The sequence below is a fragment of the Cyclobacterium lianum genome (assembly GCF_900143075.1).
In the GTDB taxonomy this organism is placed as follows: domain Bacteria; phylum Bacteroidota; class Bacteroidia; order Cytophagales; family Cyclobacteriaceae; genus Cyclobacterium; species Cyclobacterium lianum.
In genome coordinates this window covers 37,547-60,327 of the sequence record NZ_FRCY01000020.1, presented here as the reverse complement: position 1 = coordinate 60,327, position 22,781 = coordinate 37,547, and the positions used below count along the sequence as shown (strand labels likewise).

The following is a 22,781-nucleotide window of genomic DNA, read 5'->3' as shown; positions in this document are numbered from 1 at the left end:
ACGATAGTTTTTTCTTTCGGTTGAAACGTTTTCAGTTTAAAAAAGAAGGGGAGCGTATATTTCTACTTTTAATGACTTTCCCTAAAAGAACAGGAAGTAAAAGAAAGACCTGATCTGGCCAATATGGACAAAATTGCTGTTTGACTATTTTTGAAGATGAACGCCCATTAGCTGTAAACGCCATCGCTAAATCGGAACTTGTTCCGAAGCCATTGGACCAAAAATATATATTTATTGATCGGCTATTGCCTTTTCAGTGGCCTTTTTCTGGAAGAACGGATGTTGATCAGTTCTATTCGCCCCTTCCGTGGCCTGATACGGTAGGTTAAAATGGTGTGCTTGTTGATCGGCCCCCGGTGGACATGTTTTTGCTTTTTTGTACCTGCCAGCATCTCTGGATACTGACCGAGCAATTCAAAAAATTCATGGGACTGACGGACAAAGTCGCGGATTTCCTTTTCTGTAAAATGGGTCTCCAGGTACTCGATTATCCTGGCGTAACCTGCTTGGGCACGCCTGGTCCAAACGATTTCTAAAGCCATTTTTTATACTTCTCCATGGCCTTCTCATGGGTAACCACCTCACCCCTGTCCGCCTGGGCAAGCCCCTCTTCTATTTCGGACCGCTCTTCAGCACTGATACCGTCCCACCAGTCCACTTCTTTCCTTTTTTTCAAAGTAATGAACTCTTTGAGTATCTCGGTATCATTTAGTCCCGCGATCCATTCGATCAAGCGTAATTTCTCTGTCTGGATGTCCATAATACTGCCATTTTCCAAAGATAACATTTTTCGTCCTTTTTTAGGTTTCACATTTGTTTTCCGTGCCTCCATTTTTTCCAGAGTATCATACAGTACCCATATTTCTGTTTATTTTTGGTTCATTGATGTACAATCATCCATTTAAAGGAGTGATCATGACTAAAATTGAGGACAAAATAGCGCAGCTGCGCAGGCAAAATGGCTGGTCGCAGACCGAACTGGCCAGGAAAATAGGGGCTTCCAGGGATGCAATCGGCAAGTATGAACGCGGCGAGTTGAGGCCTACCATCGACTTGGTCAAAAAACTGGCCGAGGTGCTCGACACCACCGTCGGCTACCTCCTCGGGGAGACCGAGGACAGGGAACTACTCAAAGACCCTTCTATGATAAGGCGCCTTAACGACATCGCAAAATTTTCCGAACAGGACAAGCAGTATATCCTCTACGCACTTGATGCAATGATCAAAAGTGCTAAGCTAAAAACCATCTGATAACAGCACCATGGAACAGGCTGTCAAAATTCCCGTCGTGGAACAGAAAAGACCCCTCCCTACCAAGTTGGCCGCTTATGCTCTTTTACTTTTAATGGTGATTGCAATCGGATCTTTAATCTTTGGGTACAAAGGAATTGCTCTTCTGGTGGCACTCCTGGTTGTGATAAACACCTTAATTTTTCCATTTTTAAAACCCATTACATTTTTTGGAAATTTACACCTCTTACCTGATCAAATTGTATTTGAAAAAGAGCAGGCCGACAACGACAGACTAATATTCCCAGTTGCTGAAATTCATAAAATCAATATATCACTCAACGGCTATAAAGGGGAAATGTACTCAAACCCAAGAACACTGTTTCCAAAAGACGGGATTGGTAATAAAATAACTTTGCAACATAAGGATCATGTTTACAAATTCGAATTATTGCTTGAAAAAAAAGACATAAGTGTTTTGTCCTATTTCATAAATAAATGGGAAAACCTCAATATCCCCGTCACTGTCCTAAATAAATGGGGAAGGGAGTCTAAATTGTGAAGTAATACCCTTAAGAAAAATCTAGACAAAAATCTACAGTTTTTCCTTGGGCAAAGCACACCTATTGAGCAAAAGCGCCTTTCTGCGAATATACGGAATCAAAAAACATCCCAATTATCTACAAAGTGCTAGCAGTTGTTTTATCACAAGGGTCTAATCCCTTTCATTATCTTCTTTAAACCGGCCCAATGCACCTGCATCATTTGAAAACTGGAAAATAGTATTTGCCCAATCAGCTACCTCTCCAATTGACTCTTTACCAAATAACTGACTAGAAATTTTAGCTCCGGGTCCAATTGGAGAGGGAACAGCAAACAAAGCGGCACCGATATCAATAGCACTAGTAGCCTCCTCCCCGTAGATGTCCCTTGCTGGATTATCGGTGATCCCTAAGTGATTTGCGGCGTTTTCACCCAAGATCTTCAAAGCATTGGGCACAGCTATGAGAGGGTTCAAGCCTACTAAACCCTTGTATATGCCTGGAATCTGCCCGTCCCTGTCATATTCAGCGGTCCCCTCAAACCACGCATTGCCGCTTTTCATTATCCACTCTGCCTGATCAAGGCCGCTGCTCGTGGCAGTCTGTGTCGCATAAAAGCCAACACCAGCCTTTTGCAGCAGCTTCGATCTGTCCTCCCCAGGCCTGAAAGTGAAAAAATTCACGTTTTGCCGGTCCAATTCCAAACCCGTTCCAGAACCCTGATCTGCATGATTTACCGTAACTCCGGCATATCTCTTACCGTCGTCCCCTTTCCACTTTTCGAAATCGCCCCCCGTCTTCCTGGCAAATTGCCTGGCCTGCCTCACGTTGGACTTCTCCCAAAACCAGGCCCCGTCAGGGTCCGTACCGTTCACAGGGCTGTTACCCAGCATGACGTAGGGAGACGAATACTGATTCTTGGGGTCCCTGCTCCAGGTCCTGCCAATCCCAGGATCATGCTGCCTGAAATGCGTCGTGTAGGACTTTCCTGAACCTTTTATCTCGTCATCAGCCACCCAGCCTTGAAACCCATAACGGTATGCTCCCGCACAACAATTTCCAAAGCTTTTCCAACCTTCTCACAACCTTTTTCCGGGCCTGCCAGCAGGTAAACAAAGAACGTTTCGCCCCATTGGACAACCATAAAGATAGTTTTTTTCTTTCAGTTGAAAAGTTTTTCAGTTGAAAAAAAAGAAGGCGTGCGCCGGCTGCCTCTTTGTAAAACATTCCTTAAAAGAAATAACGAAAAAAAAGAAAACCCCCAATCCGGCGGGTATGGGTAAAAAGCAAGGGAGTGGAGCGGTCTAAGGAGCGCAAAAGACATGACAGGCTCGGAGCGTAGCGGAGACCCGGAGGACGGTGCAGCTGCCTGGAACACCTTGTTTTTTAAACTGACCGTGGAAGGCTGCCGCGCCGGGCTGGCGTGGCTTTTTGCCCGATGACGATGACGAACGCCGCTTTACCTGTGAACGGTGTCGCTACTCCAGGCGTCATTTCGGAGCGTCCGGCTGTGTCGCTTGAGAGGAGATGTGTAACGGATGGTTTATATACCGCCTAACAGTTCAATGAATTCCTCTTGCGTAATTTCTACCTGCCGAAGCACCGCCCGTAATAATGAACGGCTGATATCTCTGCCCTTATGATGTGGTATTGTGGTATAACGGCCATCGGGATGACGATAAAAAACATGGCTTCCTTTTTGCCTTTTTATTTCAAACCCCAACAGTAAAAGAACCTTTTCTAAGGTTTTGGCATCTACCAACGGTAGTTTACTCATACAGCTATCGATATCTGTTGGAAGCCTATAAACTCGGACAGGTCGCTTAGTTCTTCAGGGCTCAGCTCTTCCAGGCACAACTCAATAACTTCTTTTAAATTAGTTTGTAACTCGTCTAATGTGGCTGCTTGGGTATAGGCACCCGGCAGGTTAGGAACAAGCCCCACATAGAGGCCTGTCTCCTTATCTTTTTCTATTTGGGCCGTAAACTGATAAGTTTTCATAGTAATCATAAAGGTAAACATTTTATATGGTTATTTAAGTTTCTTTCACCCCAAAGGATGGTGTTTCTGTACAGCCCTTTTCAACTCTTCCACCTGTGCCTGTTTGTATTTCTCCGTTGCCGAGGGGTATTTATGTCCGGCAAACACCTGGACAATCCTCAGGTCCTGCCCTGCCTTAAGCAGGTTGCTGACCACACTTTGACTGATCGTCCGGCAGTTGACCTTTCTGGGTGCATAAAGCCTCTTAAAGCTCCTTGTGACCTGCTTGGTGATATCTTCCGAAGTTACCGGGGTTCTGGTCCAGTATACCCCTGCACAACAATTTCCAACCTTCTCACAACCTTTATAAAGAACGTTTCGCCCCTTTGGACAACCATAAAGATAGTTTTTCTTTTTCAGTTGAAAAATTATTTGCTAATAAACATAAAAAGAAGTTGGGTCAAATTTATTGCCTAATCACTCCCATCCAATACTGAAGAAGGTGGAGCTTATCACTAATGCTTCGATTAGTCCTACCAAAAATCGGGCTGGTGTTATGGGCCGTTGCGTATGTATCAATGGTTATATTGTTGTTCAACGGACTAGTGAATAAAACTATGTAGTGAATACTCCACCTTGAGGAGGCTTTAACATCATGTTTTATCCTAAAAGAAAATATTACCATCCCATGGACTTAATGTTCCTCTAAGAAAAGTCATCTGAAGTAAAACCCACAACATAAATGTACCTGCAACAATCAAAACTAATTTTTGATTATTGTGAAAAAAACCAGTTCTTCTCAAAGACAAAAGATAGGCTATATCAATAACCACAACAAATACGAAAATAATTCCAAATATGATAGCATCACCTAAACCGAGGCCAAAATGGATACTTCCTTTTGCAGTTAATAGTGCGATTGACCATAGGATAAGGTTTCAAAAACCCATCAAAATTTTATTAACCATCTCAATTTATTTCATTCTTTGTTTAGTAATTGAGGATTATTCCTATGAATTGAATGTGACTCAACCGGATTATTTAGCGGTACATCGACCTTTTCCTTCATGCCTGGGTTCGTGGCATCAGGAAACGACACCTTCTTTATGTCATTAACCTTAAAATTTTTGGTTAGAGTACTTTTGTAGGTACGGGAGGCATCTTTGGATCCAAATAAGTTGGCACCAAAAGTCTGAATAATGTCACTCTCACTATAAAAATGAGTATGCGAATCCATTCCCGAGTTAGCCGGATTTCCTAGATCAAAAGCTCCGTTGTATGCTGGAGTAGCTATTGAAATAATATTTAATTTTCTATTATCTCCCTCTTGAAGCTGGCCTTTAATCAACTTTACAGCTTGCAGCGCAACATTTCCACCGTGACTATACCCTATTATGGTACTATCTTCTCCACTTTTCATATTCGAAATGACGTGCTTTGAAAGTGCTTGTGCGGCCTCATATCGATCACCTTGATCATTAAAAAACGAATTATTAAAACCTCTATCAGACTCCCAAGAAAAATCTCGATTTACAGTCTTGTTGCCAGATAATCGCTTAATATCACGATCCGTCATTTTATTGAATGTCGCCGGATTTGATGCTGTACCATGAACGGTAAAAGCTTCGAGCCCTTCAAGTTCAATAGCATCAATTAGCCTATTCTCACTAAACGCATAAGGGGTATTCCAAGGAAATAAATTAATTAAAGGATCCAAACTTAAAAACCTACCTACCCTCAGGTCATGTATCCTAAAGGTAAAATTATATAAGTTTCCTAAGTCCTTTATTCCATCATCCCTCTCCTGACCCTGGAACCCATAGCGGTACACCCGTGACCATTTTCCGATCGCACCTGGTCGTACCTGCTATCTTTTACTCCTGATTGGCTACCGGCAGGACTTTTACCGTGAGCGAATCGATGACTTCTACCTCATAGCCCAGGTTAATGTCCAGCTGGGCAGACCCCTCCTTAAGCCTTGCTGCTCCTTCCCTGCTGACCTGGGTATCCCAGGCATACAGCCGCCGCAGATTGGGCAATTCGGCCAAATGATCCAGCCCCTCATTTCCTACCTCTGTGCCATAAATATTAAGGGATTCCAGGTATTCAAGATTTTTCAGGTGGGCAAGACCCGCATCCGTTATCGACGTTTTCTCCGCCCGCAACCGCGTCAGGTGCTTAAACCGGCCAATGGCAGCCAGTCCTTCGTCCGTCAGAGGAGTATCCTTGACATCCAGCCAGGTAATCTGCTCCGGGAAATCTGCGACCAACCGGCCCAGAATTTCATCCACCGGATCCTTTTTGTAAAGGGTGACCTGCAGCCAGTTCGTATCATTGGAAAGCGGCTTGATGGCGATACCTTCCTGCACATAGGCGTTCAATTTCTCCTGATCCGGAGCCGTTGTCCCCTCCGCCAGGAGAATCTCCACGGCAGTCTTATTGGCATTCGGATCGGTGAGGGTGAGCAATACAGTCTGTACCTCCTGGTCGGCCTCTAGCTCAGCTACTTTCTTGTCAAAGGGTGCTCCTTCATTGATCCACCATTCCAGCAACAAAACCTGTTCGTCAGACAGCTGGGATTTGCCTTTTGGAGGCATGTGATCGTCATGGTTTGGATCCAGGTGGATTCTTTTGATCATTTCACTTTCCGCAGCATTCCCTGCCGTGAATACAGGCCCATTTTCACCTCCCTTCATCAGGGCCTCCCGGGTATGCATCTGCAGATCTCCTTTTTTCTTGTCTGCATTGTGGCAGGAGTTGCAGCGAATTTCCATAATGGGGTGGATGATGTCGGTGTAGACCACTGCTTCATCCAGATTTTCGATTAGTTTTGGCCCTTTTTCTTCTACCGGTATACCGGCCAGCTTCTTAAGCCCATTTGGCATGTACTGGGTCAGGTAATTGGACCCATGGGTCAGCGAGCCGCCATAGTGTCCCGCCACTCCCAAAAATAGCATCATCAGGACCAGTGATCCCAGGTAGGCCCGCTGTAGTTTCAGATCGCTTTTCTTCTGCTTTTGTGCATAAAACCACCAGGAACCAAAGGCAAAGAGTACCAGCAGAATACCAGCCCACTGGTGGATGAATAAAAGGTCCTCTCCGTAGTCACCTGCCTGGGCCAGCATCAATCCCAGAATGGCGGTACCCAATGCGGAAATGGCGCCCAGCCCGAGCACAAAGCCAATGGCAGGTTTCAGGTAAGCAAACTGCTCCTTTCGGGACAACAATTCCATAAGGAATCCCAGAACGAGAAAGCCTATGGGAAGATGTAACAACAAGGGGTGAAATCTTCCGAAGAAGATGATGATTTCTGACGACTGCTCCATGTATTTATGCGATAACTTTTCTTACTACTTTTCCTGACACATCGGTCAGCCTGAAATCCCTTCCCTGGGAAAAATAAGTGAATCTTTCGTGATCCATGCCCATAAGATGCAAAATGGTGGCCTGCAAATCATGAACGTGAACCTTATCTTTGACCCCATAATAACCTATTTCATCGGTTTCACCAAGTGTAAAGCCGCCTTTTACGCCTCCACCTGCCATCCAAACCGGGAATGCCTCGGTATGGTGGTCCCTGCCCTTATAGGGCCACTCTCTGCCACCCCTGTTTTCCTGCATGGGCGTGCGACCAAATTCTCCTCCCCAGACCACCAGGGTTTCATCCAGCAAACCCCGCTGCTTCAGGTCCTTTACCAAAGCTGTCATGGCCTGATCCACTGGTTTGCACTTAATGGGCAGCCCTTCATCCAGCGATTCACGCTCCGCTACACCGTGCATGTCCCAGCCCCAGTCAAACAACTGCACAAAGCGAACGCCTTTTTCCACCAGTCTTCTTGCCAGCAGGCAATTGTTGGCAAATGACGTTTTACCCGGCTCCGTGCCATACATCTCGTGAATATAAGCCGGCTCATCCTTTATATCCATAACCTCCGGTACGGAAGTCTGCATGCGGTAAGCCATCTCATATTGAGAAATCCGCGTGAGGGTTTCCGGATCGCCAAATTCATGGTATTCCTTTTCATTGATGCGGTTGATGGCATCTATGGTTTGTTTGCGCAAACTTCCATCCATGCCTTCCGGGTTGGAAACGTAAAGTACCGGATCTCCCTCAGAGCGGCATTGCACACCCTGGTATACTGAAGGCAGAAAGCCGCTTCCCCAGACAGACTTTCCGGCATCCGGCGTATTTCCACCGGATACCAGGACCATAAAGCCCGGCAGGTCCTCATTCTCAGAACCCAGCCCGTAGGTTACCCAACTCCCCATACTGGGCCTTCCCAGCCTCGGAGAACCTGTCTGCAGCAGCAACTGCGCGGGTGCATGGTTGAATTCATCGGTATGCATGGTTTTGATCAGGGTCACATCGTCTGCTATGGTGGAAAAATGAGGCAGGTTGTCTGAAATCACCATGCCTGAATCTCCCCTGGGCCTGAATTGTGCCTGAGGACCGAGCATCTTGGGAATACCCTGAATAAAAGCAAATTTCTTACCTTCCAGCAGCGATTGCGGACAATCCTGTCCGTCCAGTTTGGCCAGTTCCGGCTTGTAATCAAACAATTCCAGTTGTGAAGGAGCACCCGCCATGTGCAGGTAGATGATCCGCTTGGCCTTGGGTGCAAAATGGGGCACCTGTCGGAGCAATTCATCCACCTTTCCTTCCATTTCCCGGGGATGGGGTGAACTGCTGTTGCATCCCACCAGACCACCCAATGCAAGTGCTCCCAGCCCTGTGGTACATTGCTTGAGAAAATGCCTGCGTGTCTGGAGCTGCAACAGGCGGTATTGATGTTCGTCTGCTATATTAATTCTTTTGCTCATGATTTCATCAGGAATTCATCCAAATTCATTACTGCATTGGCCACCACTGTGTAAGTGGCCAGGCTTTCATCTTCTTCTCCTATCAATTGGCATACTGCCTGAGGCTGGTTTTCAAAGTATATTTTCGTCTGCTCGTAAAGTGATTTCAAATCCGCCAATTTTTCCTGACTGACTCCCCTCCTCACTGCCAGGCTGTACATCAGGGATAACCTCTGCTCTTCATTCCAGGAAGTTTCTTTAAGCACCCTCCTTGCCAAAGCCAGGGAGGCCTCCAGATAAACTGGGTCGTTTAGTGTCACCAAAGCCTGCAGGGGTGTATTGGTCGGGATGCGCTCCGGAAGGCAAAACTCCCTGCTGGGCGCATCAAAGGCAATAATTGAAGGATAAGGACTGGTTCTTCGCCAAAAAGTATACATGGCCCGGCGGTATTTGTCCTCTCCTTTGCTGGTCTGCCACTTTTCTCCGCTATACACTACCTGCCAGATGCCCTCCGGTTGATCAGGCATGACACTGGGCCCGTACATTTTTTCGCTCAACAGTCCGGATACGGCGAGTGCCTGATCCCTGATTTGCTCGGCTGTTAGCCTCAATCGTGGACCTCTTGCCAACCATTCGTTCAATGGGTCAATTTGCACAAGCTCTTCCCTGAAGTGTGACGATTGTCTGTAACTGGCAGACATCACCAGCTCTTTGAGCAACCTCTTAATATCCCAGTTCATATCCTCCATAAACCTAAGGGCCAGCCAATCCAGCAATTCCGGATGGGTGGGAGCAGATCCCTGAGAACCAAAATCCTCCAATGAGGGGACCAGACCTCTTCCAAATAATTGCTCCCAAAGCCTGTTTACCATTACCCGGGCAGTTAAGGGATTAGCCGGGCTGAATAACCACCTACTGAACCCCAATCTGTCAGCCGGATATTGGTCATCAAAAGCATTCCATATTTCGGGTACTCCCGCAGATACCCTGTCCCCGGGAACCATCCAGCTTCCCCGCTCAAAAAGGCGTGTTTCCCGCTGGTAACGCTCCGGGAGGGATACCATTACCGGGGTGGTTTCCTTGTCGGCTTCAGTATTGTACAGTTCGTAAAATGTCCTTTCTACCTCCTTGTATCCGGGCTTTTCATTTCCAGGCAAAGAATGGTGAAGCAATACCCATTCGAAAGTGCAGGTTATCTCCTCTTCCGAACCTTCGTAAACCAGATACAAATCATGTTTTCCCTCCGTGGGAGTTATGGGGATGGAAAGGACCTCCATTATCGCATAGGATTCATCTTTCTTTGTTTCTTCGTTAAACCTCGTTTTTGTCTTGCTCCGAACTTCCCAGTTTCCCACCTCTCTGCCATTGATGCTATCCAGGCGAAAGGAAATATTGCCTCCTGAATCACTGGCGCGTACTTTAAACATCAGCCGATCCTCACCTGCAAAAGGCAGTGCCCTGGTACGGGAAGGAATGAGCGGATCTACTTTGAAGGTTGCGGTGCCCTTTATGGGTATACCCTTATCGATTTGCTCAAAATAGTGGGGATGAAGTTTGGGCTCGCCCAGGCGTATCAGATCCGTGAAATATTGTTCACCGGGGCCTTGTTCTGCAGCCATGCTGTCACTCACCCATGATTGAATCTTTGTCAGCCGCTCGATATCTTCCTCCGACTCAAAATTGATCAGTACCGGTGCTTCGCTGGGAATATCTGCGTCCGCTGTCTGGTTAAAAAAAGCCAGGCTCCGGTAATAATCCTCGTGCCTGATCGGGTCATAAGGATGACTGTGGCATTGAACACATTCCATGGTGGTACCCTGCAGGATGGTCCAGGTAGTGTTCACCCGGTCCAGGATGGCGGCCGTACGAAATTCCTCGTTGTCCGTCCCTCCCTCATCGTTGTTCATGGTATTCCTGTGGAAGGCTGTAGCAATGTACTGTTCATCCGTGGGATCAGGCATTAAATCCCCTGCCAGCTGCTCGGTAACAAATCGATCAAAAGGCATATTGTCGTTAAAAGCATGAATCAGCCAATCCCTGTATTTCCATATGTTGCGTGGCCTGTCTGCCTCATAGCCCTTGGAATCTGCATACCGTGCCAGGTCCATCCACATGGCTGCCCATCTTTCTCCATAAGCGGGAGATGCCAGGTAGTGGTCTACCAGTTTTTCGTAGGCATTTTCCGAAGTATCACTGAGGAATTCCTGAACTTTCTCCAGTTCAGGCGGAAGACCAGTAAGATCGAAACTCAATCTTCGTATCAAAGAATAGCGGTCTGAAAGCGGGTTGGGTTGTAAACCTTTCTGGCCCATTTTATCCAATACAAACCGGTCGATTTCATTGATAATCCATGGGCTTTGAATATCGGGTATTTCCTGCTGCTTTGGAGGTTTATAGGCCCAATGATCGTCCCATTTCGCCCCCTGGTTGATCCACCTGGTAAACAATTCGATTTCTTCCCCGGAGAGGGGGTCAGATTCCAGCGGCATTCGGAACTCAGGATCATGGTGTTTGATCCGCCTGAGCAATTCACTTTTTCGGGTATTTCCGGGAACAATAGCGCGTTCTCCGGATTCATTTACTGCCAGCGCCTCCTCCTCAAATAACAAACTAAAACCACCGGATTTCTTCACCCCTCCGTGACAGGCAATGCACTTATTGTTTACGATCGGGCGAATATCCTGATTATAATCCACAGCCTCACCCAATAAGATAGCCGGAATAACCCGGTGTTTGTTTTCCAGAGGTACTATTCGCAATATCCAGATCAGTAGCGCAAGGAGTAACACGCCGGAAAAGGCGCAAACCATTATTTTCTTTTGGGTGAGCATCATCAATTATTGCCGAGGGCCTGAAATTCAAAACAAAGTAATTAAAAAAGGATTCATTTCAAATAGCTATTAGGGCTATGGTACTAATTTGGCTTCTAACGGAAAAAAGGCAAGCACAGAAGCACTTGCCTTTTCCAAAAAAGAACAATAAAAAAATCACCAACTTAATCTATAATTCCATTTTCATTCGATTTTGCGCGTGTATCACCCATTATGTAGACAAGCTCTCTCCCCTCAAACAGGCGCTTTTGTACCCCTTCAATTGACTCCGGAGCATTGCCAGAAAAATGAACCTGCTCTTTAAACGTATAGCGCTGATTTTCCTCCACATGTGTCATCTCATTCCGTTCACAGGTGAAGCATATCAGCAGAACCAGGAAAATATCCGGCAAAAACAACCAGTTGCTTTTCATTGCAATGACTTCATTTAGGTTACACTACCTGTACGCAGGCCAAACCCGCTTTGTCCTGAAACAATGAAAAAAAATTATTTTTTTCTGATAATATGGATTTGCCGGGACCGGGGAGCAGCCATATTCATCCCCAGATAGAAATCTGTATGTGGGGGTTGATTGTATCCGACATTCTGCCAGGCGATACTCAGCCGGTATTGGGGATTGTGCATGAGGCTGGTAATGCGGTGATCTGACGGTATACGGGTGCTATAAATCCGCAGCGCCGCGTTCTCCTCTGTTCTGAAAATAACCTCCTCCCGCCAGTCACCCAGGATATCGGCAGACAAGGCCGGGGTGGCTTTCGTGCCATTATTGGAAACACATCCTACTGCTGTCATCAGGCGTTCCAGGGCACCATTTTCGTAATCCCATTTATCGATATGATTTTTATCCAATAATTCCCTCAACAAGTCTCCATCCCACCAGATGGCAAAATTGATGCTATTGGGTTTCGCGCCAATGTCCTCTCCGCTAAAGTTATACATTCCCGCGCTGCCGTTCCACCAGTATTCAGCACCCTTATACCGGGGATCAATATCAGCCGCCAGGCCTCTTCCCACATCTTTCCCTTCTTCACCGCCCCATAATATTTCTCCGTTGCGGGCATTGAACAGAGCTACCCCATATCCGGCTTCATTGGTTTCATTTTCGTGGATGCCCCAGACCAACTGGTCCGGATATTCCGGGTGAAAATAACTTACATGCAGGGCATCCCCATGTCTGAGACCTGTACTATATAACCCCCTGCCATTATCATCAATGACCATGGCCCCATAGACAATTTCGTCCTTCCCATCCTGATCAACGTCATTGATGCTGAGGCTATGATTGCCCTGACCGGAATAGGGGTTTTCCCTACCTTCCGAATCAAAAACCCAACGCGTCTGCAAGCGACCGTCCCGGAAGTCCCAGGCCGCAACCACTGACCTTCCGTAATAACCCCTTGCCATCAGAAGAGAGGGTTTTTCCCCATCCAGGTAGGCCACCCCTGCCAGAAACCGATCCACTCTGTTGCCATTGCAATCATTTCCTCCATTTCCTCCTTCCCCGCCCCAACCGCACAAATCACCTCGGCCGGGAATATAATCTACTGTGGATAGTGCTGCTCCCGTACTGCCTGAAAACACCGTCAGATACTCGGGACCTTCCAGTATTTTACCTTCTTCATTACGCCAATCCTTCGTTTCATCCCCTATTGCCTCTCCCATTGCATCCTTACTGCCATCTGCAGTTTTGCAAGCTACTTCGGCCAGGCCATCCCCATCCAGGTCATATACCATAAATTGGGTATAGTGTGCTCCCTCCCTGATATTGATTCCCAAATTGATTTCCCAAAGCATATTTCCTTCCAGAGTGTATGCTTGCAGGATCGGGGAATCCGTAAATCCATCCTGGGAATTGTCTCGGGACCTACCTGTCATGTGTACTACCAATTCGTACTGCCCATCGCCTGTCAGGTCTCCTACTGAGGTATCGTTGGGGCGGTACCCTTCCGGAGTCTGCAGGGGAATTTCGAGATAGGCATTTTCCCATACGGCTACTTCCCCGCTTTGTTTCCCGGAAGTGCTCCTGATAAAATAGCAGGGATGGCGGCTAAGATCCACCTCTAAGTCCTCAAAATTACTCACATGTGTTAGTGCAGAAGGGTTGATTTTTTCGGCCTGCCCATTTTTATATCTCCTGAAAACGTCAAACCCGGTGTCCGCAGGTTCATCCCCCAATATGCGCCAGCTAAGAAATACCCCTCCTTCTGTCTTCTGGACCACCAAACCTCTGTCCAGGTATTCCATTTGTCGCTGCGCATTCAGCGAAAGACTCAGCGTGGTCATTAGGAGAAAGGAAATGACTATTTGGATCACTTTTTCTTTTTTCATAACACAGGTTCATCATTATTTCTTAGCTGCCCCTGACCTTCAGGACAGTCTTGCAGAAGAATATCGCCAGTCGCTGAGCCGTTTTGACAGGCCTGTACCCGGGACGATTTCACCACAATGGAATGGTTGGAATTTATTCCCCAAACCCGATCCAAAAATCAATTTAGCACAAAATCCCTGAACGACTGCCCGCTTTATGACCAATGGTAGGCCGGATATACATTGAATTCAGAGCAGTAGCCCGTCCTTCCCTACCAGAGCAAGTGTATACCTACAATTTCCCATTAATATTTTGTAAATTATATAGTCCCACGCAACCTAATTCGGTCCGCTCTTGTACTGGCGGATATAAACCCGGCAATTGTGGAAAAATTCCTGTCAAACAAACTAAAAAAAGACCTCTCCAAAGGCGACCGGAAAAGCCAGGAATTGCTGTACAAGCAGTTTTACAGTTATGGCATGAGCATATGCCTACGGTATACCTCAAGCAGGGATGAAAGCCTGGAAATACTTCACGATGGCTTTCTCAAAGTCTTCCGGCACATTGACCAGTACGATACACAACGTCCCTTCACAGTCTGGTTCCGAAGAATACTGATCAATGGAGCCATCAATTGCTATAGGAGGAATGCCCATCAGGCTGGCAATATTGATATGGCCCAACTACTGAATATTCCCGATCCCGGGAAAAACGGCCCGGAAACACTCGAATACATGGATATGATTCAGTTGATTCAGGCCTTACCTCCCCGGTACAGAACGGTCTTTAACCTGTATGCCATTGAAGGTTACGACCATCAGGAAATAGCCGAGATGCTGAGCATCTCTGCCGGTACGTCTAAATCAAATCTTCACAGGGCAAGGCAAAAATTAAGGGCAATGTTAACCACAAGAAATAATGAAAAAGCAGGTATCAAACATGAGTGATAAAGAGCTGGATGATTTCTTTAAAGAATTATCCTCCAGGCCTGACATTCCATTTGTACCTGAAGATTGGGTCAAAATGGAAAAGATACTGGACCAGAATACGGCTCCCAAACCAGTAAACGGATACAAATGGATCTTTTTTGGTCTGCTAATGCTTCTCGGCATCACTATCACTGTTTGGTTAGGAGACGCATACCGGCAGTCACCGGAAGGCCATGTATCCCGTGCTATTGCCGACGGGTCTCTGCTTACGCATTTAGATCCTGTAAAAAATATCGATATCAACATCAAAAAACCCGAATCTATCCTGGGCCCTAACCGTGGCACCAGGGACGAATCCGTCACTCCAAAGTCTAACATTGTTTCCGTTGTGGGTACGGCGTATCCAGACATTACAATGGCCAATCCCAAAACACAAAGGCCGATAATCGGGGATCTTATACGGGTACCTGATAAAAAATCCGAGGGGTTTGAGAAATTTAACCGGATTAAGTCCAAATCCCCAAAACGCATAATCCAAACATCGGAATTTACCCCAATAAAAGGGGGGGCACCAGATAATCTAAAAAACAATATTGCCCTTGCTTTACAGGTATCTCCCGACCTCAGCGCAGTGAAGTATACGAATTTCCCTCCCTTTGGCAGAAGTATGGGAATGAGCCTGGAATATTTTCTCAGCGGCCGGTGGAGCATTTCAGGAGGAGCCTTGCATTCAAAAAAAAGCTACCAACAGGGCCCCGGCTACTGGGAGGGTTACTCAGCCCATGAATCGCTAAGGGGCATCTGCTGGATTCTTGAAGTGCCGGTTAATTTCAGATATTACCCCATAATGGGTGCAAACGACAAATGGTTTGTAAGTACAGGCCTGTCTTCCTATTTCATGATAAAGGAAAACTACACGTTGACCTATAGCAATGATGGAGGCTATCCCTATTCAAAGGATTTGAAAATAACCGGGAATAACCAGCATGTATTTGGTATTTGGAACATCAGCTTTGGCTATGAAAGAAGGCTGAGTAGAAAACTGGCCGTCCAGGTGGAACCCTATTATCGCTTACCCTTAGAGGGGATCGGAGAGGGACGCCTGGATTTAAAAAGTTTGGGAGCCTTCTTTGGAATCAAATATTATCCCTCAAGTCAAAAATTAAAATTTTAAACATCAGAAATCATGAAAACGATCAAATTAACGCTTAACATGTTTTTCCTGCTCGCTTTTTTCACCCTCGCCTGTGAAAAAGAGGATGATGGCCCCCGAATTATCCAAAAAGAGTATGTATTGAATCCGGTGTCGGATCCCATGATACAGGGCTCTATTACATTTACAAAAGAAAGTGAAACAAGCACTTTAATCCGGATTGAATTGGAGGGTACTGAGGCCGGAAATTCTCACCCGGCCCATATCCACAACAACGCTGCCAGCGAAGGTGGTGGTATCGCCATTGGATTGAGCGACGTAGATGGTGCCAGTGGTGTAAGTGAAACTACCGTTACCCAAACCGGCGATGGCACCGCCATCACCTATGAAGAACTGCTGAATTTTGACGGGCATGCCAACGTACACTTAAGTTCAACTGCCATGTCTACTTTGATTGCGCAGGGTAATATCGGTAGCAATGCCAGTAGCAACATGCCCAACGATTCCAATCCTGACAACAACAATAATGATGGTTATTAAAAACCCTTGTTCAACCTGCTTATGGGTAATGCTTGCCTGCACCTTATGCTACTGCACAACAGAAAATGAAGCTGATTTATTACCTGAGGAAGAGCGATGTGGCGAGCAACCTGCATCGCTCGCAGGTGATATCATACCTATCATTAATCAGAATTGTGCCATTTCCGGATGCCATATACTGGGATCAGAGCGGGTAAACCTCTCTGTTTCTGAAAATATTATTCAGTATGCGAATCAGATCAGGGATTTTACCCAAAGTGGTTTTATGCCGGCCCCCGAATCGGGCAAACAATTGACTGACGCCGAGTTAGAATCCGTCTACTGTTGGGTAGAAAACGGTGCAATGGATAATTAACCCGTTATGAAAAATTGCTATATAACCCTCTTTATTTTCCTGTTATCACAATCCCTTCAAGCCCAGGGTCACAAAACGGTGTCGGGCGAAATTGAGTTCTTTAGCAGTGCTCCGGTTGAGGATATTCAGGCGGTAAACAATGGCCCGACCGGTTTATTTAATGAACAAACCGGTAGTCTGGCCTTTCTGGTACCTGTCAGAGCCTTCCGATTTCCAAAATCCCTGATGCAGGAACATTTCAATGATAAATTCATGGATTCGCATACCTATCCGGAAGCCAGCTTTGAAGGAAGACTGAGTGGCTACGATCGGCGGAGATCCGGATCCCAGGAGGCTTTTGCGGAAGGAAATTTAACCATTCATGGGCAAACCAATAAAGTCAGGGTTCCTGGTAATATCAATTTCAAGGGTGACCAAATCATCATGGATGCGGTTTTTCCGGTAAAACTCGAAGATTATAACATTGAGATACCAAAGGTGCTTTTTTATAACATTGCGGAGGAAGTAGAGGTAACTGTAAGCTTTGTATTTGAAAAAACAGACCGATGACAAACAAAATTCTGGTAATTTTTCTGATCTTTTATTTTCTTTTTCTCAGCACTTCAGCCCAGGACAATTTATTGGACCAGCTCAGGGAAGAAGATAAAACCGAATGGAATACTCACACCACCACCTTTAAAGCCATCAGATTGATCAACGGCCATACGGTTGAAACCAGAGAAAAAGGTAATCTGGAATTTTTAATTTCCCACCGCTTTGGAAGGATCAATTCCGGTGCGTATCAGTTCTTTGGCATGGACCAGGCCAACATGAGATTGGGATTGGATTATGCCTGGCAGGATTGGCTTACACTGGGTATAGGTAGAAATTCCTTCAGCAAATTGTATGATGGCTTTGCCAAAATCAGCCTTTTCCAGCAAAATGAGGGCAAAATCAAACAGCCGGTAACTCTGGTCTGGCTGTCAGGCGCCTCCATCAACACGATTAGACGTCCGGAGATTCCCATGAACCTGAATAGAAGGCTTCAATATGTCCATCAACTGTTGGCTGCCAGCAAGCTGTATCAAAATATAGCCTTACAACTGATGCCGACCTATATTCACCGAAACCTGGTTCGGGAACCTTCAGCGCCGAATGCTTTTTTCGCCGTAGGCGCAGGATTAAGCTATAGGCTTAGCAAAAGTGTATACTTAAACGTTGAATATTATCACAGATTCCTGGACCAGGAAAATGGCACCGCCAATCCCATTGCTATCGGTGTAGACATTGAAACCGGGGGACATGTTTTTCAGTTGCAGCTTACCAATGCCCAGCAAATGACAGAGACAGGCTTTATTCCTTCCACTTCAGGTGATTTTTTCAATGGAGACATCCATTTTGGCTTCAACATTACCCGTAATTTCCAATTGGGAAATACAAGGCCGATCAAGAAATAGTTTTATTTGAGCATGGGTTTGGCCCTTTTACAGAATTGAATGGCCAGACCCCAGGGGTCACGAAGCATCAGCAGCCTGGTCCCATCTTCCAGGGTATCATCGCTGACCAATTTTGCACCTGCCGCTACCAGCCGCTCTTTCTCCTCCTCAGGCTTTTCCGATACGAAGGCCAGGTGCAACATGAGTGGATCAAGTCCGGCATAATCCAATACCGCCGCTTTGGCATTTTGATACAGCTCAACCATAACCTTACCACTATCGTCTGCCAGGAATGTCATGTAAGGTGCCTGATCCATTTTTTTAACAACTGTTAAACCCAGATTCTTTTCGTACCAGTCTGAAACTGCCTGCGGATCTTTTACATTAAGAGCGATGTGTTCAATTTTCATAATTGTATTGAATTTTTTACAGGTCAATGGCATTTGCTCCTGATGGGGCCAGGAAATCAATACCTGCTGTGTTTAAAGATGATAGAAATCGTGTGTTTTTACAGGTCTTTGTGCTATGGTTAAAGACCATAACTTGTCCGGAAAGGTAAGCCGGACAATCTGACTAACTTTCTCCCGAAGAATTTTCCAAAAATAATTGAATCGGGAGAAAAACACAAAAAACCCCTCCATGGGCGAAAACAACCGTATGGAGGGGAAAAATTAATGTGATCTATCCCCGGTTTGGACTGGGTTTGATACTGGTCAGGTCTGCTATTTTCACAGGCCCCTTGGATGTAATACTTTTCCGGGCTGCAACGCCTACCAATACAGACATGATACCATCCCGTAATCCTGCCGCATGTTTGTAGGGGTCTGCCGCATTGGGAGTCTTAAAGATTTTATCGTGGAGCCTTTTGTCTCCCCCACCGTGTCCTCCGCGCTCGCTGACTACCTGTATGATCTGGGGCTTTTCCCAGTTTTTGTGCAAAACCAGTGGTTCCCGGTTCATGTCTTCTCCTGCATTGTTTTGGTTCATTTCCGCCGCATGCAGGGCCTCTTGATCCAGGGTTTCGTTGCTCATAAAAGGTATGTCCAACCAGGCGTCAATCCGGCCCTTTTGTCCGTTAAAAGCAATTTTCCAGCCCTCATAGGGGCTATAGGTGGTAAGCGAATAATTCACCACCACATTATTGGCATATTTGATATTTGCTGACATTTTATCATAGATATCGATTTCGTGGCGATACACGCAGCCGTCTCTGAAATAACCGTCATGGTGCTCATTCTCAACGTACAATTTCATGTCCCGGGGGCTTTTGGTAATGTCCCAGTAATACTTGCAATCCGCCTTGTGTCCACAAGACCTGCAATTTTCCGCCCTGAAGGGCCCGTTGCTGCCGTAGTGCTCCAGAGAACCATAGGCAAATACCTCTTCCGGGTCAGAATCCAGCCACCAGTTCAACAAATCAAAATGGTGGGTGGCTTTATGCACCCAGAGCGTCCCCCCGTTTTCAGCCACTCCATGCCATCTGCGGAAATAGGAAGCTCCGTGATGAATATTCAGATACCAATGAAAGTCAACAGAGGTTATCTCTCCGATCTCCTTGTTGTGTAGCAATTCTTTTATCTTGGTGATATAAGGGCTCCACCGGTAATTAAATCCTACAATCAGGTTTTTATCCGCCTTCCGCTCTGCTTCCAGGATCTGCCGGCATTTCTCTTCGTTGGTAGTCAGTGGTTTTTCGGTCAACACATCACAACCGGCCTCCAGACCTTTGATGATAAACTCATGATGGGTAGAGTCCATGGTGGTGACAATGACCAAATCCGGTTTGGTTTGGGCTAGCATCTCATCAAAATCAACAAATGTAGGGCAATCCACCTTCATGTATTCCAGTGCATATTCGAGCCGGCCCGGATTAATATCACTCAATCCGACAAACTCTAATATGTCAGGGTACTGCTCCACCAGTCTCCTTCCCCAAAAGGACGTCCCCCTTACCCCTGTTCCAACCAGGGTTACCCTGAGCTTTCGGTTCATGCCGAAGCCCTTCAGGGGCGCAGTCAGGGCCGTTCCGGCAGCCAGCAGACTGACAGCATGCAGAAATGACCGTCTTGAAAATTTATTTTCCATGATGCTAATGTTGGTTTATGTTTGATTTTAAATTTCCCTTGCGAGTAAATGGCTTCAGCCCTGCGCAATCGATTGCATGATAGCGAAATTTTAACTAATTGTCAAATCAGTGATACCGTAATCCGCCAACTATATCTTTTCTGAATTTTCACAGTTCGGTATTTTGATTTATTTACTACAAATAATTAGAATTTTATTTGTTTTTATCCACATTATCTACCTGGAATGTCGCTACATGCGCTATTACTGCATTGCAGTAATAAAGCGGTCGAATGCTAATTTATAATTAGTATACATAGCAATCCTTTATCGGGATTGGGTTTGATGGCCAATAATATTAAATTGCTTCATACTATCATTTCCAGTCTTCGAACCGAATTTTTCACAAAACAAAAAGCATCATGAACAAAAAACTTAAATGGGGTGTATTGGGCGTTGCTAAAATTGCCCGGGAAAAGGTAATACCGGCCATGGCAAACAGTGACCTTTACGAAGTGTATGGCCTGGCATCCAGGGACCTTGACAAAGCTACCGCTGCAGCCCGGGAAATGGGGATCCCGAAAGCCTATGGATCTTATGAGGATTTGATCAACGATCCGGAAATCGATGTGGTATATAACCCCCTGCCCAATGACCTGCATGTACCCTATACGCTGCAGTGTATCCGTGCCGGCAAACATGTACTCTGTGAAAAACCACTCGCCTTAAATGCTGAAGAAATCGACGAATTGATCAGGGCAAGAGACGAAAAAGGTCTTAAGGTAGGAGAAGCATTTATGGTAGCCTCCAATCCCCAGTGGATCAAAGCGAGGGAGCTGGTACGGAAAAATTACCTGGGTAAAATAAAAGCTGTCCATGGATTTTTCAGCTATTTTAATGTCAACGAGGACAATATCCGCAATATCCCGGAAATGGGTGGTGGCGGGATCTGGGACATTGGCTGCTATCCGGTATTTACCTCCCGCTTTGTGTTGGAAAAAGAACCCGGAAGGGTGGTATCCATGTTGGAATTTGATCCTCAATTCAGAACCGATAAACTGGGTTCGGTTCTGATCGATTTTCACGAAATACAGATGACTTTTACGGTCAGTACCCAGTTGACGCCCTATCAGCGCATGTTGTTTTATGGAGAGGAAAAAATAATGGAAATCAGGATCCCGTTCAATGCACCGGCAGATCAGAAAAATGAAATCCTGATACATGACGGCAATTTTCTTCAGCCTGACCCGGAGAAAATTGTTTTGCCGCTAAGCAATCAGTACACCGAACAGGCCAATGATTTTTCGAAGGCCATCCTGGAAGACAGGGAAGTGCCTGTGTCTCTTGAAAATGCTCAGGAGAATGCAAAGGTACTCCAGGCCATATTCGAATCCGACCGGAACGAAAGATGGGTCAATATCGACTAAAACTTACCGGGCTGTTCTGTACACTACCTTGCCCCCGACCATAGTCAGACTGACCTGTATGTCATTATCAAAAAGCACAATATCGGCGTCCATTCCTTTGCGGATGGCGCCTTTTTTATGCTGCTGACCCATAATTCGGGCAGGTGTTTGGCTCATCATTTTTATGGCCTCTAACAGAGGAACATCTGCTGTCCTCAGCATGGTGCGGACCAGGCGATCTGCGGTAGCCACGCTTCCGGCAAAGGAACTTCGATCCGGAAGCTTTGCCACAGCATCTTCTATGATTACTTTCAGCCCATCATCTTTGTGCCCCAGAATACTTTCGCCTTCGGGCATCCCTGCTCCTCTCATCGCATCCGTGATCAAAGCGATTTTTTCCGGGCCTTTAACCTTATAAATCAATTTTAACAAGGGAGCGGGCAAATGCACCCCGTCTGCGATGATCTCCACATCAATTTCATCCAGCAGCAAACTGCTTTCGATCACTCCAGCATATCGGAACGCATTTTTCCGGCTAACTCCTGACATTCCTGAATACAAATGCGTGGACAAGGTATACCCCGATGCTATCGCTTCCAAAACCTGCTCGTATACAGCATCTGTATGGGCCATAGCCGCCAGGACTCCTTTTTCCCGCAACCGTCTGCCAAATTCCATTGCCCCGGCCCGTTCGGGAGCCGCACTCCAGCGGGCGATCAGATGGGCATATTTCAATATCTCTTCATACTCTGCCGGGTCCGGATCACGGATATACCTGGGATCCTGTGCGCCACGCTGATTCATGGCAAAATAGGGACCTTCCAGATGCAAACCCAAAAATGCTGCGCCATCCGTATTGTCCTTTTCGGCTTCCCCATAGGTTTTCAGCAAGGCTATTAATTGGTCTTTTCCACTGGTGAGTGAGGTAGGCACCATGGCCGTGGTACCATGCCTGGCATGCAGCCGGGCGATTTCCAGAAAACCGTCCTTTTCTCCGTCCATGAAATCATGACCTGCCCCTCCATGCACATGGATATCAATAAAACCCGGAGACACATACTGTCCCCGGGCATCTATGATCTGCGCCCCCTCACGTACTTCATTGTCCCTGCATATTTCTTCTATGCTGCCGTTCCGGATCAGAACTGCAGTATTGAACAGTATTTCATGGGGGGTAATGACGTTACCATTAATAATCTGGGTCAGGCCCGTGTTCATGCTTAGGTC

General features: G+C 46.2%; 25 protein-coding genes. 9 read left to right on the top strand and 16 right to left on the bottom strand.

All coding sequences use genetic code 11. The features are described 5' to 3' along the window. Positions 1-242: 242 nt before the first annotated feature. Positions 243-542, bottom strand: coding sequence for a type II toxin-antitoxin system RelE/ParE family toxin (locus tag BUB19_RS21990; RefSeq protein WP_073097787.1), 300 nt, complete (start codon positions 540-542; stop codon positions 243-245). After that, complete coding sequence (locus tag BUB19_RS21985) at positions 533-787, bottom strand: hypothetical protein (RefSeq protein WP_143156129.1); 255 nt, start codon at positions 785-787, stop codon at positions 533-535. Before BUB19_RS21985 ends, BUB19_RS21990 begins: the two co-directional genes overlap by 10 nt. 128 nt (positions 788-915) lie before the next feature. Here BUB19_RS21985 and BUB19_RS21980 point away from each other — a divergent pair, with 128 nt between their 5' ends. Both BUB19_RS21980 and BUB19_RS21975 read left to right on the top strand, forming a co-directional pair. Beyond that, positions 916-1,251: a helix-turn-helix domain-containing protein gene (locus tag BUB19_RS21980; RefSeq protein ID WP_073097835.1), complete on the top strand. Its 336-nt coding sequence runs from the start codon at positions 916-918 to the stop codon at positions 1,249-1,251. A 37-nt stretch (positions 1,252-1,288) separates the two neighbouring features. Then, on the top strand, positions 1,289-1,792 hold the full coding sequence (locus tag BUB19_RS21975) for a hypothetical protein (RefSeq protein WP_143156128.1): 504 nt from the start codon (positions 1,289-1,291) through the stop codon (positions 1,790-1,792). A 153-nt stretch (positions 1,793-1,945) separates the two neighbouring features. On the opposite strand, the gene BUB19_RS21970 is transcribed toward BUB19_RS21975, so the two are convergent. The 11 genes from BUB19_RS21970 to BUB19_RS21920 all read right to left on the bottom strand — a co-directional run bounded on the left by BUB19_RS21970 (position 1,946) and on the right by BUB19_RS21920 (position 13,712). Next, complete coding sequence (locus BUB19_RS21970) at positions 1,946-2,788, bottom strand: RHS repeat-associated core domain-containing protein (RefSeq protein ID WP_073097784.1); 843 nt, start codon at positions 2,786-2,788, stop codon at positions 1,946-1,948. Then, positions 2,770-2,916, bottom strand: coding sequence for a hypothetical protein (locus BUB19_RS24290; protein WP_178371553.1), 147 nt, complete (start codon positions 2,914-2,916; stop codon positions 2,770-2,772). The genes BUB19_RS21970 and BUB19_RS24290 overlap by 19 nt, the downstream gene beginning before the upstream one ends. Before the next feature lie 399 nt (positions 2,917-3,315). After that, a complete protein-coding gene (locus tag BUB19_RS21960) occupies positions 3,316-3,549 on the bottom strand; it encodes a type II toxin-antitoxin system HicA family toxin (RefSeq protein WP_073097782.1) in 234 nt (77 codons plus the stop codon). Beyond that, positions 3,546-3,782, bottom strand: coding sequence for a type II toxin-antitoxin system HicB family antitoxin (locus BUB19_RS21955; protein WP_205603658.1), 237 nt, complete (start codon positions 3,780-3,782; stop codon positions 3,546-3,548). The genes BUB19_RS21960 and BUB19_RS21955 overlap by 4 nt, the downstream gene beginning before the upstream one ends. Positions 3,783-3,818: 36 nt before the next feature. Next, complete coding sequence (locus BUB19_RS24285) at positions 3,819-3,968, bottom strand: hypothetical protein (protein ID WP_178371552.1); 150 nt, start codon at positions 3,966-3,968, stop codon at positions 3,819-3,821. A gap of 763 nt (positions 3,969-4,731) precedes the next feature. Further along, positions 4,732-5,469 carry an alpha/beta hydrolase gene (locus BUB19_RS21945; RefSeq protein ID WP_073097779.1) on the bottom strand — a complete coding sequence of 246 codons (738 nt, stop codon included), beginning with the start codon at positions 5,467-5,469 and terminating at the stop codon, positions 4,732-4,734. A 157-nt stretch (positions 5,470-5,626) separates the two neighbouring features. After that, positions 5,627-7,078 (bottom strand): c-type cytochrome domain-containing protein, encoded by a 1,452-nt coding sequence (locus BUB19_RS21940; RefSeq protein WP_073097778.1) that lies wholly within the window; start codon positions 7,076-7,078, stop codon positions 5,627-5,629. A gap of 4 nt (positions 7,079-7,082) precedes the next feature. Then, on the bottom strand, positions 7,083-8,573 hold the full coding sequence (locus BUB19_RS21935; RefSeq protein WP_073097776.1) for a DUF1501 domain-containing protein: 1,491 nt from the start codon (positions 8,571-8,573) through the stop codon (positions 7,083-7,085). Beyond that, positions 8,570-11,386 carry a DUF1553 domain-containing protein gene (locus BUB19_RS21930; protein ID WP_245802925.1) on the bottom strand — a complete coding sequence of 939 codons (2,817 nt, stop codon included), beginning with the start codon at positions 11,384-11,386 and terminating at the stop codon, positions 8,570-8,572. Before BUB19_RS21930 ends, BUB19_RS21935 begins: the two co-directional genes overlap by 4 nt. Before the next feature lie 161 nt (positions 11,387-11,547). Further along, positions 11,548-11,796: a hypothetical protein gene (locus BUB19_RS21925; protein WP_073097774.1), complete on the bottom strand. Its 249-nt coding sequence runs from the start codon at positions 11,794-11,796 to the stop codon at positions 11,548-11,550. A gap of 74 nt (positions 11,797-11,870) precedes the next feature. Further along, positions 11,871-13,712: a rhamnogalacturonan lyase gene (locus tag BUB19_RS21920; RefSeq protein WP_073097773.1), complete on the bottom strand. Its 1,842-nt coding sequence runs from the start codon at positions 13,710-13,712 to the stop codon at positions 11,871-11,873. A 363-nt stretch (positions 13,713-14,075) separates the two neighbouring features. Here BUB19_RS21920 and BUB19_RS21915 point away from each other — a divergent pair, with 363 nt between their 5' ends. Genes BUB19_RS21915 through BUB19_RS21890 form a run of 6 tightly spaced genes read left to right on the top strand, consistent with a single transcriptional unit; the run spans position 14,076 to position 18,105 of the window. Then, the gene (locus tag BUB19_RS21915) at positions 14,076-14,639 is read left to right on the top strand and encodes an RNA polymerase sigma factor (RefSeq protein WP_073097772.1); all 564 of its coding nucleotides are present in this window, start codon (positions 14,076-14,078) and stop codon (positions 14,637-14,639) included. After that, complete coding sequence (locus tag BUB19_RS21910) at positions 14,611-15,795, top strand: hypothetical protein (protein ID WP_073097771.1); 1,185 nt, start codon at positions 14,611-14,613, stop codon at positions 15,793-15,795. The genes BUB19_RS21915 and BUB19_RS21910 overlap by 29 nt, the downstream gene beginning before the upstream one ends. A 12-nt stretch (positions 15,796-15,807) precedes the next feature. Continuing rightward, the gene (locus BUB19_RS21905; RefSeq protein ID WP_073097769.1) at positions 15,808-16,314 is read left to right on the top strand and encodes a CHRD domain-containing protein; all 507 of its coding nucleotides are present in this window, start codon (positions 15,808-15,810) and stop codon (positions 16,312-16,314) included. Positions 16,315-16,342: 28 nt separating this feature from the next. After that, entirely contained in the window at positions 16,343-16,669 is a 327-nt protein-coding gene (locus BUB19_RS21900) for a hypothetical protein (RefSeq protein WP_073097768.1), read from the top strand. A 6-nt stretch (positions 16,670-16,675) separates the two neighbouring features. After that, positions 16,676-17,218 carry a YceI family protein gene (locus BUB19_RS21895; RefSeq protein ID WP_073097767.1) on the top strand — a complete coding sequence of 181 codons (543 nt, stop codon included), beginning with the start codon at positions 16,676-16,678 and terminating at the stop codon, positions 17,216-17,218. Beyond that, a complete protein-coding gene (locus BUB19_RS21890; RefSeq protein WP_073097765.1) occupies positions 17,215-18,105 on the top strand; it encodes a DUF5777 family beta-barrel protein in 891 nt (296 codons plus the stop codon). Before BUB19_RS21895 ends, BUB19_RS21890 begins: the two co-directional genes overlap by 4 nt. A gap of 2 nt (positions 18,106-18,107) precedes the next feature. Here BUB19_RS21890 and BUB19_RS21885 read toward each other — a convergent pair whose 3' ends face one another. Together BUB19_RS21885 and BUB19_RS21880 are read right to left on the bottom strand one after the other, a co-directional pair. Next, on the bottom strand, positions 18,108-18,494 hold the full coding sequence (locus BUB19_RS21885; RefSeq protein WP_073097829.1) for a VOC family protein: 387 nt from the start codon (positions 18,492-18,494) through the stop codon (positions 18,108-18,110). Between the two features lie 271 nt (positions 18,495-18,765). After that, positions 18,766-20,169 carry a Gfo/Idh/MocA family protein gene (locus tag BUB19_RS21880; protein WP_073097764.1) on the bottom strand — a complete coding sequence of 468 codons (1,404 nt, stop codon included), beginning with the start codon at positions 20,167-20,169 and terminating at the stop codon, positions 18,766-18,768. Positions 20,170-20,570: 401 nt separating this feature from the next. Between BUB19_RS21880 and BUB19_RS21875 the strand changes: the two genes are divergently transcribed. Then, positions 20,571-21,575, top strand: coding sequence for a Gfo/Idh/MocA family protein (locus tag BUB19_RS21875; protein ID WP_073097763.1), 1,005 nt, complete (start codon positions 20,571-20,573; stop codon positions 21,573-21,575). Positions 21,576-21,578: 3 nt separating this feature from the next. Here the strand turns inward: BUB19_RS21875 and nagA are convergent, their stop codons facing one another. Then, on the bottom strand, positions 21,579-22,772 hold the full coding sequence (gene nagA, locus BUB19_RS21870) for an N-acetylglucosamine-6-phosphate deacetylase (RefSeq protein WP_073097761.1): 1,194 nt from the start codon (positions 22,770-22,772) through the stop codon (positions 21,579-21,581). Between the last annotated feature and the right edge of the window lie 9 nt (positions 22,773-22,781).

Coding starts and splice junctions, on each gene's coding strand:
- BUB19_RS21990 (WP_073097787.1), bottom strand. CDS start 542: ATGGCTTTAGAAATCGTTTGGACCAGGCGTGCCCAAGCAGGTTACGCC.
- BUB19_RS21985 (WP_143156129.1), bottom strand. CDS start 787: ATGTTATCTTTGGAAAATGGCAGTATTATGGACATCCAGACAGAGAAA.
- BUB19_RS21980 (WP_073097835.1), top strand. CDS start 916: ATGACTAAAATTGAGGACAAAATAGCGCAGCTGCGCAGGCAAAATGGC.
- BUB19_RS24290 (WP_178371553.1), bottom strand. CDS start 2,916: ATGGTTGTCCAATGGGGCGAAACGTTCTTTGTTTACCTGCTGGCAGGC.
- BUB19_RS21960 (WP_073097782.1), bottom strand. CDS start 3,549: ATGAGTAAACTACCGTTGGTAGATGCCAAAACCTTAGAAAAGGTTCTT.
- BUB19_RS21955 (WP_205603658.1), bottom strand. CDS start 3,782: ATGATTACTATGAAAACTTATCAGTTTACGGCCCAAATAGAAAAAGAT.
- BUB19_RS21940 (WP_073097778.1), bottom strand. CDS start 7,078: ATGGAGCAGTCGTCAGAAATCATCATCTTCTTCGGAAGATTTCACCCC.
- BUB19_RS21935 (WP_073097776.1), bottom strand. CDS start 8,573: ATGAGCAAAAGAATTAATATAGCAGACGAACATCAATACCGCCTGTTG.
- BUB19_RS21930 (WP_245802925.1), bottom strand. CDS start 11,386: ATGATGCTCACCCAAAAGAAAATAATGGTTTGCGCCTTTTCCGGCGTG.
- BUB19_RS21925 (WP_073097774.1), bottom strand. CDS start 11,796: ATGAAAAGCAACTGGTTGTTTTTGCCGGATATTTTCCTGGTTCTGCTG.
- BUB19_RS21920 (WP_073097773.1), bottom strand. CDS start 13,712: ATGAAAAAAGAAAAAGTGATCCAAATAGTCATTTCCTTTCTCCTAATG.
- BUB19_RS21910 (WP_073097771.1), top strand. CDS start 14,611: ATGAAAAAGCAGGTATCAAACATGAGTGATAAAGAGCTGGATGATTTC.
- BUB19_RS21905 (WP_073097769.1), top strand. CDS start 15,808: ATGAAAACGATCAAATTAACGCTTAACATGTTTTTCCTGCTCGCTTTT.
- BUB19_RS21900 (WP_073097768.1), top strand. CDS start 16,343: ATGCTTGCCTGCACCTTATGCTACTGCACAACAGAAAATGAAGCTGAT.
- BUB19_RS21895 (WP_073097767.1), top strand. CDS start 16,676: ATGAAAAATTGCTATATAACCCTCTTTATTTTCCTGTTATCACAATCC.
- BUB19_RS21890 (WP_073097765.1), top strand. CDS start 17,215: ATGACAAACAAAATTCTGGTAATTTTTCTGATCTTTTATTTTCTTTTT.
- BUB19_RS21885 (WP_073097829.1), bottom strand. CDS start 18,494: ATGAAAATTGAACACATCGCTCTTAATGTAAAAGATCCGCAGGCAGTT.
- BUB19_RS21880 (WP_073097764.1), bottom strand. CDS start 20,169: ATGGAAAATAAATTTTCAAGACGGTCATTTCTGCATGCTGTCAGTCTG.
- BUB19_RS21875 (WP_073097763.1), top strand. CDS start 20,571: ATGAACAAAAAACTTAAATGGGGTGTATTGGGCGTTGCTAAAATTGCC.
- nagA (WP_073097761.1), bottom strand. CDS start 22,772: ATGAACACGGGCCTGACCCAGATTATTAATGGTAACGTCATTACCCCC.